Annotated in this window: 9 protein-coding genes and 1 tRNA gene; 4 read left to right on the forward strand and 6 right to left on the reverse strand. The window is 39.3% G+C overall.

What is annotated here, in order from left to right; genetic code table 11:
- Nucleotides 1–609: 609 nt before the first annotated feature.
- Together A9239_RS16235 and A9239_RS16240 are read right to left on the reverse strand one after the other, a co-directional pair.
- Nucleotides 610–1731, reverse strand: coding sequence for an FmdE family protein (locus tag A9239_RS16235; RefSeq protein ID WP_048156212.1), 1122 nt, complete (start codon nt 1729–1731; stop codon nt 610–612).
- Between the two features lie 402 nt (nt 1732–2133).
- On the reverse strand, nt 2134–2403 hold the full coding sequence (locus A9239_RS16240) for a hypothetical protein (RefSeq protein WP_048121652.1): 270 nt from the start codon (nt 2401–2403) through the stop codon (nt 2134–2136).
- A gap of 801 nt (nt 2404–3204) precedes the next feature.
- Between A9239_RS16240 and A9239_RS16245 the strand changes: the two genes are divergently transcribed.
- The 4 genes from A9239_RS16245 (at nt 3205) to A9239_RS16260 (ending at nt 6828) form a co-directional block, all read left to right on the forward strand.
- Nucleotides 3205–4032: a hypothetical protein gene (locus tag A9239_RS16245; protein WP_048121649.1), complete on the forward strand. Its 828-nt coding sequence runs from the start codon at nt 3205–3207 to the stop codon at nt 4030–4032.
- Between the two features lie 393 nt (nt 4033–4425).
- Nucleotides 4426–4683, forward strand: a complete 258-nt coding sequence (locus A9239_RS16250; protein WP_048121648.1) for a hypothetical protein — start codon at nt 4426–4428, stop codon at nt 4681–4683.
- 40 nt (nt 4684–4723) lie between these two features.
- Complete coding sequence (locus A9239_RS16255; protein ID WP_048121646.1) at nt 4724–5365, forward strand: hypothetical protein; 642 nt, start codon at nt 4724–4726, stop codon at nt 5363–5365.
- A gap of 266 nt (nt 5366–5631) precedes the next feature.
- Complete coding sequence (locus A9239_RS16260; RefSeq protein ID WP_048121645.1) at nt 5632–6828, forward strand: pyridoxal phosphate-dependent aminotransferase; 1197 nt, start codon at nt 5632–5634, stop codon at nt 6826–6828.
- Nucleotides 6829–7046: 218 nt separating this feature from the next.
- Here the strand turns inward: A9239_RS16260 and A9239_RS16265 are convergent, their stop codons facing one another.
- The 4 genes from A9239_RS16265 to modB form a co-directional block, all read right to left on the reverse strand.
- Nucleotides 7047–7811, reverse strand: coding sequence for a hypothetical protein (locus A9239_RS16265; RefSeq protein WP_048121643.1), 765 nt, complete (start codon nt 7809–7811; stop codon nt 7047–7049).
- Nucleotides 7812–8225: 414 nt separating this feature from the next.
- A tRNA-Trp gene (locus tag A9239_RS19765) sits at nt 8226–8417 on the reverse strand.
- Between the two features lie 175 nt (nt 8418–8592).
- Nucleotides 8593–9750 carry an ABC transporter ATP-binding protein gene (locus A9239_RS16270; protein ID WP_052712917.1) on the reverse strand — a complete coding sequence of 386 codons (1158 nt, stop codon included), beginning with the start codon at nt 9748–9750 and terminating at the stop codon, nt 8593–8595.
- Nucleotides 9747–10411, reverse strand: a 665-nt coding sequence (modB, locus tag A9239_RS16275; protein WP_255361969.1) for a molybdate ABC transporter permease subunit, incomplete at its 5' end; no start/stop codon positions are given. The genes modB and A9239_RS16270, both read right to left, overlap by 4 nt.

Here is a 10411-nt window from a genome sequence, read left to right on the forward strand (position 1 = left end):
AATATCCTGGTTTGAAAGTGCTATGAAAATTAGAAGAGTGGCAGTGACAGAATACTTAAGGAATCCCCAATACACGTTAAATTAATTCAAATATTTGAAAGTTTGGAAAAAACAATATGCTAGGAGCCAACTGCGTAACTCCTATATAAGTAAATAATTAGTTATTAATAAGGAATCCTATCCTGATAATAAAGAATCCTATCCTGATAATAAAGAATCCTATCCTGATAATAAGGAATCCTATCCTGATATAAGGAATCCTATTCTGATAATGAAGAATTCTGTGTTATTAATCAGAATTCCGTTTGGTATGAAAGTTCTTTCAAGTACTTTCATTTCTTTGTGCCTGTATTAGAAGAATTTCATGTGCGTTTAGGTAATAAATAATTCTATAACTCTACCCTATAACCTAAATGCATAACAGTCAAAAACTCGAAGATTGGAACATGCCAGAAAGATAGTAAACGGATTTCAGGAAAAATGTCCGAACAACAAAAAATAAAAAAGGAAGAGAAAGAGGAAGGTATGAGGATTACTGGAATCCTCAAACATACCTGATTAAACTTTTTGTGGGTTTAAATCATTTAGTTTATTGCCTATTTCACTAGCTTAGTTTTCCGAGGGCTGAGTACTCTCTGTGGAATTAAGAAGCCCAAGAACCACATAAGGATTATTATCTGCCAGCTTCATTTCGCTCAGGGTATCGGCATCGATATCCATTACTGAAATTACTGAAACAAGTCCTTCTGTGTCCCAATTTTCCTTATCCATAAGCCAGAGATCAGCTAAATATTTCGAGACCCATCCCGGATCAGTGTCTTTTGCACCACAGTTCGCATTGACAACGTCAAAGTCAAATCCGAGGACTACTGCTTTCATAGTTCCGGCATTTTTATCCTTTACCACGAAGATGCCTGCAGGAGAACCTCCAAGAGCTTCTGTTTCGTCATCCGTTAATGCTGAGACCCAGATACCTCCTGTTCCCGGAGTCACATCCCAGCGCTTTACGAAAACATCGTCTTTGCACCAGTTAGGGCAGGAGAAAACCGTGTAACTCACGCCTTCTTTAAGCGGATAGTTTTCTTCCATCCAGTTTGCAAGCACGTAACCGCTGGAAACTCCTGGACAGAAATGATTGTGCAGTTCTAGGCACTGCATAAGCTCATAGTCGAGCTTTCCGGTAGCCCAAGCATTAGCTATTGTAAGAACAGCAAACTCGTGTCCGTTAAATACCGAATTGTTTACCTTTTCACTCCATGCATCTCTCGATTCATTGGTTTTCGAAAGCTTATCAAAGTTTATGTTTTCAGTTACCTTGTAACTAATATTACTTTCGTTTCCGTAAGAGACCTCGATATAAGTACATTTCCCGCTGCATTTATTGAAAAATGCAAACCATAGGGGACTATTTCTTGAGTTCTCGACAGTGAGGAGATTTTTTGTGTACAGAAGATTCCTGTTATTAAACTCTGAGTAGAAATCATCCAGGAAAACATAAGACTCTGCAGGAGAGCCTATATCCGTAATAATAAGTGTGTTTTGTGGTCCAACAGCTCCGAGATCTGTTTCGGCTGCAGCAAAGACCTGACCCATTAAATTCGAGTTACAGTGACAACCTTCAGCTGCCATTCCTGGAACAGATCCAAGGGACAAAACAAGGGCTGTCAGGAAAACAAGATAAATGAATTTTGGGCTTATTCTCCTTAGATTTGTTATACCTGATTTTATCATGCTTTTTTTCTCCAAATTTATTAAATTAATGTCTTCATAATCTGGCCATAAAAATAGCACTTGACAGAAAATATTATTTAATGGGTAATACAAAATATATGTATAGTATTTTTTAGTGTTACTTATAATACTAAAAATAATACATAAAACTTTCGAATTTTGTTAACGTTGAATATAATCTGCAAAATATATACCAAGAGTAATTAATGATAAAAAATTAACAAGATGTAGTATTGAAAAGAAGTTTAAAGAGAACAAATATAAAAAAATAGTAAAAGAAAAAATTAGTAAAAATTAGGTATTATATTAAAAATAAAAAATAGTGATAAATTAATAAATGTGTATCCTCTTCATATTTGAGTGGAAATTCCTTAATTTCCATTCTATGAGCTTTTTTTCTGATTAGTTGAGCCAGAGATGCATCTCAAATGTACTGTCGACTCTATCACATATGTACTGATATGCACTTATCCCCAGTTTCTTTGCTGTCATGATAGTTGCAATTGCACAGGCTTCAAGGAACCTTCTTCCTAGTAGTTTTATATCCACTACGCAAAAAAATACAATCCATTTTTCGACGCATTTTTCGACACATCTTTCGATGTATTCCCTCGTCGTTGAATATGTTGTTTTTACAAGAAGAAAGCTTTTCCATCCAGATTTTGGAAACATTAAACGTTTTCATCAGATCAAATGCTTCAGCATTAATTTTGGCTCTAAAACATTAGCAACATGGTTAAGAGTGATTATCAGAAATTTGATTCCATGACCAAATTTACCCTTTATACTACCTGGAAGTTCACCTGGATACGTTTTATGTTCTGAAATAGAATAAAATCTCTATCCTGTAGTTTGTGTTCAAAGGCTTTATGAATATATCTTGAACTATTACATCCCTATAACCTTTAGGATACGCATCTCCGGGTAAAATGGATCTATCAACTTTACATATCTCAACTTGATGAATCTCTATTTTGTCCAGTTTAAATTTAGGTTCTTTTCTCTATGATGTTTTCGATTTTGTCTTTTTTTTCAGAAGAAATATTTTCATTCTTTTTAGAACTAAGAATCTTAGGTTTGGCTTTTTCACCTTTGAGTAAGTTGATTTCATCTCGAAGCTTCTGGGTCTTTGTCTTGAGGAATTCAACCTCTTCATTCTGTTTTTTTCACTTTAAAATATGATAAGGGAAAATGGAACAACTATTCTATTTGTTTGGTAGTTGAAACTCCATTAAATTTGAAGAGGATACGTTTCTTTCTACTTTCCTGGTTTTTCTTCCAGCTTATCTTCCATTTACCCTGATTTTTTATTTTACTTATAAGTTATATATTTCTAATATCATATTTTATCAATAGCCATAATTATTAATTTGCCATCTTGTAGCCCATCTTGTAAGATTACTGTTTATACATTTGGCCTACGTTTTAATCCAGTTTGCAATGAAATCTTCTACTGAACAGGTGAAAATAAGTATGTTTGAGGTTTACTGTGATTCTTCCTTTAATGAAGGCGAAGACTCTTATATTGGTTGTACTGTGCTCCGGGACGGCAAGCAGATCCACCAGTCTACAACAAAGGTCCCCGGTGCCCCTAAAAATAATCTTGACTGTGAACTTAAGGCCCTTTCTTTCGCTGTAACTCTTTCTAAAATTTTTTCAGAAAGCGATAGGGACATTACCATTTATAATGATTCTACTGAGGCCGTAAAAGTTTTCCAGAAGGAAAAGCCGGAAATCGAAAAGAAATTTCCGGATCTCAGCATTAATTTTGAATATATTCCACGCGAAAAGGTAAATCAGGCAATTGCAGACAGTTTATCTAAAAAATTTCCGGTATTTTTCCTGAATATCCCCACCTGTGAAGTGGTGTCTTTTTCCCGGAGAGAAGACATTCTTTCCGATATTGCTCAAAATGGGCGTAATATCTTTTATCTGGAGAAAGTCAACGAGAAATCCACGAATAAAAAGACCTGCTACAGGTTGATTATCCGTACAATGGATAAAATCCTCTCGAATGACCGGTTTTATCTAATTAAAAAAGGAGGTCCGGGCACGCAGGTAAAAGTCGCAGAAGAAATAAGGAAAGACTTGTCTGACCCGCGTTTTCTCTCTTCGCTGGAAGCAAAAGGTGTTAGGCTTGAAAACTCCTACTTCCTGCTCACGGACGAAACCTGGGGGCTTCGGGGCACGGACAATCAGACCTGCTCTATTCTTCCGGGCTCAATTCCCCACAGGATCATCTGTGACGAAGTGGACCGCTCTCCTGAAAACCTTTTCAGAAGAGCTGAACGCTTAAAGTAACTATTTCGACTTGAGCCGCAACTGTTGAACCGCAACCGTTGAACCGCAACCGTTGCGCCGGTTGATCACGCCTATAGGGTTTGGGGATAAAGTTATCAAACTTAAACGTTGCTAGGTTTTTTCGCTCAAGCCTTTTTTCAAAAGGCTTGCAAGCAATTTGTTTAACGGCTTGTGAAAAGGGTTGTAGTACCTAATATATATCTTCTGAAGGCGAGAAAACCCTTCCTCGGTAGATCCGTTTTTCCGGATCGGACAGGGAGGGATGGGAGCCGTCAAGTTCCTTGCCTTCTTTTGTTATTGATTCTGCATGGCTATTTCTACTTTACCGTCTAATTATATATGCTACTGACACCACTACCAAAATGCGAAAACCAAGATGAGGAGTTGGAGAACATGGTAGCTATTTTGAAAATACCCAAAGGGATTGGGAAATTCAAGCTACGGAAAGGTAGAAGCTATACGCATCTCAAGTATATCATGCTCATATCTCACTTTGACATTTCTTCACCTGCGGAACGCGGGGTAGAGCCTCTGGACTCGCTCTCGGTAGAGAGGGGAATGAAGGAAAGGAACATTAGGTATTTCTTTTTGGGCCTAATGACCTTCGGGAAGCTTCTCACTCAGATGATCTGGCGAAGCCGGATCAGATAGGGAAAGGTAGTTCACGAGTAGTCACTATATACTATATGGGGTGCGAGTTACGGTAGAAGATCCTGAAAATAAGATATGGCATACTGTTCCCGATGTTCAGCGGGAAGCAGAAAAAGAATCTGAAGGAAATTCCAAAGAATCGAAAAAACTCGGTAAAGAAGAGGTTCAGTATGCTGGGGTTCCGGCCGGTGAAGGCTGTATGTCCTGTCTTGAGATGCCTGAAGAGCAACGTAAAAACTTCATCCTGGAGATACAGCAGATGGCAGAAAAAATACTCAAGGTCCATGGTGTTATCAATGAAGTTTCTGATCTTTTGAAGGGCGAATGGTTCCTTAAGCTTCAGAAATCCGGGTTTGAGAATAAACTGGTTCTTGCAAAATACGGGGAAGAGGTTTCCATAGGGTTTTTTATTTACTCTGAAGATGTACCGGTTCCAGATCCAAACCTTGTCTTGCTCTCACGGGATGGGTTCTGGTATCCCCAGAGAATAGAGGAAAAGCTTGAGGAAACGGTTTCTTCCTTTTTTGCAGGGGCATATGGAGACTATGACTTCCTTAATATTATTCCTGAAAATCTTGAAAAGTTCCAGGTTTTCCAGCGAGATTTTGCGAAAATACTTGAAAGCCAGGGCTGGAGTGATCTGGATGTAAAAGTTCTCGAAAAAATCATGCCAAGAAATTAAGCTATTTTATAAACTGTTTTCGGTCTTATAAACTGATTTCATACCAGGAACTAATTTTTTTCTCTGTTTTCTCCAGTGTTATCTTTTTCCATTTCAGGCTTCTCAGGATTCGACTTTTTTATTTATATTTTCTCAGTTCTGATTTTGTTTTTTCCCATAGAATATTTAAATCTTGAAAGCATACGCAGTTTCAGATATAACATCAACAGTGTTACTTGCTTTTATTTCAGCTCCTCTCACAATAATTGATTTTCAGAAGGTCTTCTATGTTTTCAATAAATTCCGAATGCATCTTATCAAAAAAATCTGAAGATATCCCTCCTTTCTATGTGATGGAAGTGCTGGAAAGTGCCCAGGCTCTGGAAGCTGAGGGAAGACACATAATCCACCTTGAGGTAGGAGAGCCTGATTTCCCTACAGCTCCCCATATCTGTGAAGCTGCCTGTGCTGCCATTCGCCGGGGCGCCACAAAATACACTCACAGTCAGGGACTTCCTTCGCTCAGAGAGGCAATCGTCGAATCCTACCAGCAGAAGTTCGGAGTCAAACTGAGTCCGGACCAGATTATTGTAACATCCGGCACAAGTCCGGCTCTTTTGATTGTGTTTATGGCTCTGCTTGAGAAAAGGGACGAAGTTATAATGTCAAACCCCCATTATGCCTGCTATCCTAACTTCGTGAAATACCTGGGTGGAACTCCTGTTTTTGTTTACACAAGCGAGGCAAACGGGTTTGCCCTGGAACCGAAAACCGTAAGGCAGTGCCTGAGCCCGAATACTAAAGCCATCCTGATTAATAGTCCTTCAAATCCTGGAGGGCATGTCATGTCTCCGGAAAACTTACAGGGTCTTGCCAAGATCGCGGATGAAAAAAGAATTCCTATTGTTTCGGACGAGATATACCAGGGTTTGATTTATGGCGGTGACGATCATACTATTCTGGAATACACAAAGAACGCCTTTGTCCTTAATGGCTTTTCCAAATTATATGCTATGACCGGCTGGAGGCTCGGCTATATTATCTGTCCTCCTGAATGCGTCCGTGCAATTCAGAAAATTCACCAGAACTTTTTCATCTGCGCCAATTCCTTTGTCCAGGAGGCAGGAATCGCAGCCCTTAAAGGTCCGCAGGATCACGTCGACGAGATGGTTTGTACTTACAACAAACGTCGCCAGTACATGTTGAAAAGGCTTATCGGAATGGGTCTTGAAGTCCGCAAAGAGCCGATGGGAGCCTTTTATGTCCTTGCCGACGCTCGCAGGTACGGTAGCGACTCTCTGGAACTGAGCCGCCGTATTCTTAACGAAGCAGGCGTTGCAGTTACACCCGGAATCGATTTCGGAAACGGGGCAGAAGGTTATCTGCGGTTCTCCTATGCCAACAGCATCGATAATATAAAGGAAGGTATGGATAGGTTGGAAGCTTTTTTGGAAAAAGAGCTTGAAGGATTAGAAATTCTATAACTGAGTTCGGTTAGTTATTTAAATGTGTTAATTATTTAACCAGGTTGATTATTTATTTAAGTTAGTTATTTACCTAAGTTAATTACTTACCTAAGTCAATTATTTAATTAGGTTCATTATTTGGTTAGGTTAATGATTAAGTTTAGAGCGTATCTTAGATCAATCTTCTCTTCATTTTTTCTAACTTTCTAACCAATTTTTCTTTTCTCATGTTGTTTTTAAAATCCGGAAAGACTGCTTTGAAGCTTACCGTTTTTTTCCGGGCAGAAAAGCCCTGTTATCATCCAGGTCCCATACGTGAAATGCGTTCCCATGATGAAGTAAAGTTCCTTTTCTTTCATGAGGTTCGAGAAATACTCTTCTATTTTTCTTTCTATGGCTGCCGGTTCCTGTTCCTCTCTTATAATGTTCCGTACGGTTTCATTGAATTCCCAGTCGAGCAGGATTATTTTATGCCCCCTGCAGGCCTCTTCTACCTTACACATGAAGAAAAACTTTATCTCGACAGGCACTCGGGCGGATTTTTCCCCTTTTTCCAGAAAATCTCCTATGAGGTTAAAATACTGCTGCCGGTCATAAACTTCAGTGCTGTTAACCTTTATCTCTAAATCCAGGATTTCAGGCTTTACTACTCCAAGGCTTGCTCCTTCGAGATTCAGCTTTTCAATAGATGTTACGAGCGGCAGGACAAGCTCTTTTATTTCTCTTTCTTTAAGGGGCTTTTCCAGGTTTATATGACTGAGGACTTTCCTGCTTTCCCACCTGACATCGTGCTCAGGTTTAGTAACCGTGACCTCAAGCAGGTCATTCTTTCGAAAATCAACCAATCCTTCCCCGTATCTGAATCCCAGGGGGTAGAGCCTGAGCAGTTCTCCATGTTTATTGATGCCGATAACTCCAACGGCATGTCCGTCCCCATCTTTTTTACTTTTTTCAGGAGTGGCTCTGACAAGGACAGCTATTTCTTCTTTTTCGCGTCTCAAAATAAGAACCTCACTTGCTGTTGAGCAGGTTTTTGTAAGTTTGAGCAGGTAGAAGAAGATTGACTTGCAGAGTATTAATTTTTGGGGAGCTATGTAAAGTATTACTTCTTAAAACTCTCCTCTTCTTGAAGTATAAAAATGTTAGATCCTTGAGCGCCGAATTAGTGTTTATTAGCATTTAAGTGTTAAGTGAATCAGTACAAAAATGAGTGTTAAGTGAATCAGTACAAAATGGAGTGCTAAAATAATTAGTACAAAATGGAGTGCTAAAATAATTAGTACAAGAGGAACAGTAATAAATCAGCACAAACATGAACACTAAAATGAATAAGCGTAAAAGGAAACACTAAAAAATGTGTATGGAGAAGAATTTTAAAAGAATATGTATAAAGAAGTAAAATTAAAGAAAAAACGTGGGGCTGGTGAGATTCGAACTCACGATCGACGGGTATCTCCGAACAACTGCTTATACAGTTTTCTGGTGAGCATCTATCAGTGCTCCAACGGTTCCTCATTATCTTACCCCGTCGGGAAAGACTCAGTATACCCGTTGTTCATCATTTATCCGCTGGAGCCCATCGCCATGCCGGGCTAGGCCACAGCCCCTTTACAAGGATACCCAAATATCTTTCCTCTATTAAATACTTAACGGCAAGAAATCATGTTTTTCTGGAAATAAGAGTTTAATTTTAAGAAATTGAATGTAAATGTCTTGCTCAAAATAGAATATGTTAGAATAGATGTGTTATTTTCCAGTTTTAATCTACGTGTTAATTTCGAGTTATAAGCTACGGAATGCCACCACTTTACTCGTTTCCAGTTTAACTAGGCATAAACCACCTGCATAAAGCTTCATGGAATCAACAAACTGTGCAGGAACTTCTGCAATCAGAGTTTTGTTTTGTCTGACAAGCTTAAATGTGATTCGTTTTTTTGGTCCTTTATTGATGATACTATTGACATGCGCAGAATAGATGTTTTCACTCTGATTTTCAGGACCAGAATCCGGTGAAAGAAGAGTTATGTTCTCGGGATATATTCCCCAGGAAACTTTATCTCCAGGTTTGAGGTTTTGAGATTTTACTTTTATTCTCATATCCCCACTTTTTAATATTATATTTTTTGATTCTTCATCATACCTTTCTACTTTAGCTTCATCAAAAATGTTTGATAAACCTGTGAGGTCTGCTACATGCCGGTTTTCAGGGTGATATAAGATTTCTTCCGGGGTTCCGAACTGCTGTGCATTCCCCTCATATAAGATAAGAATTCTATCAGCCAGCAGGAAAGCTTCTTCAAAGTTGTGGGTAATGAATAGCAATGGTATTCCGATCTTGTTTTGCAGATTTTTTATTCTTTCGGCAAGTTTGGTTCTTATTCCCATATCAAGTGCGGAAAAGGGTTCATCCAGAAGCAGAATCCCTGGTTTGGGGGCAAGAGCCCTTGCCAGAGCAACTCTCTGCTTCTGCCCACCTGATAACTGCGAAGGGTAACGGTTTTCCAGTTCCTCAATATGGATAAGATTCAGCATTTCTGCAACCCTCACTTCCTTGTCCTCTTTTTCCCAGCCTTTGAGGCCGCATTCTATGTTTTTTCTAACATTCATGTGAGGAAAGAGGGTATAGTTCTGAAAAACATAGCCAAGATTGCGTTTCTGGATGGGCAGGTTAATTTTCTGGTTTTTGTCGTAGTAAACTTTACTTCCCACAGTTATTTTTCCATCATCAGGTTCCGTGATACCTGAAATACATTTGAACAACGTGGTCTTTCCTGATCCTGAAGGCCCAAAAAGTACGACAAGTTCGTTTCCCATCTCAAAGCTGATATCTAACGTAAAAGCTTTCTTAGTACTTGTAAAAGCTTTCTTAGTACTTTTTTTTCCATTGATTTCAGCTTCTTTATACTGTTTTTTAAGGTCAACTTTTATGCCCAATCTCATACCTCAAGTTTTTCTACGAATCTGCCGGTCAGTGCAATGGTCAGCAAGGACATAAAGACCAGGATCAACACAAGCAGATTGGCAAGTTCGTTATTGCCTGCCTGAAATGCGCTGTATATTGAAATCGACATTGTGTTCGTTTTTCCCGGGATATTTCCTGCCAGCATGAGGGTTGCCCCGAATTCTCCAATAGCCCTGGCAAAACTGAGTATCAGTCCTGCCAGTATTCCCTTTTTTGCAAGAGGAAGTGTTATTTGCAGAACAGTCTCAAATTCACTTTTTCCAAGGATATAGGCAGCGTACTCTATTTCCCTGTCTACTCCTTCAATGGCAGCTTTCGCGGTATGTACCATGAGGGGAAGGGAAACAGTATACGCCGCAATAACTGCTGCCTGCCAGGTAAACATGACCCCGGTTCCCAGAACATTGAAAATCGTCTGCCCAAGAACCCCATTTCTTCCCACCAGGATCACAAGAAGGTAACCAATTACAGTGGGAGGGAGGACAAGGGGAAGGGTCACGAATAGTTCCGCAAGCCATTTTCCCCTAAAATCACGCCTTGCAAACACGTAAGCTATGGTTACGCCACTGCAAAGTACAAGAATAGACGATATGGCGGCTACCCAGAGCGTAAGGGATAAAGGAAACCATATCTTGTCCA

This window comes from Methanosarcina sp. A14 (genome assembly GCF_001729375.1).
GTDB lineage: Archaea > Halobacteriota > Methanosarcinia > Methanosarcinales > Methanosarcinaceae > Methanosarcina > Methanosarcina barkeri.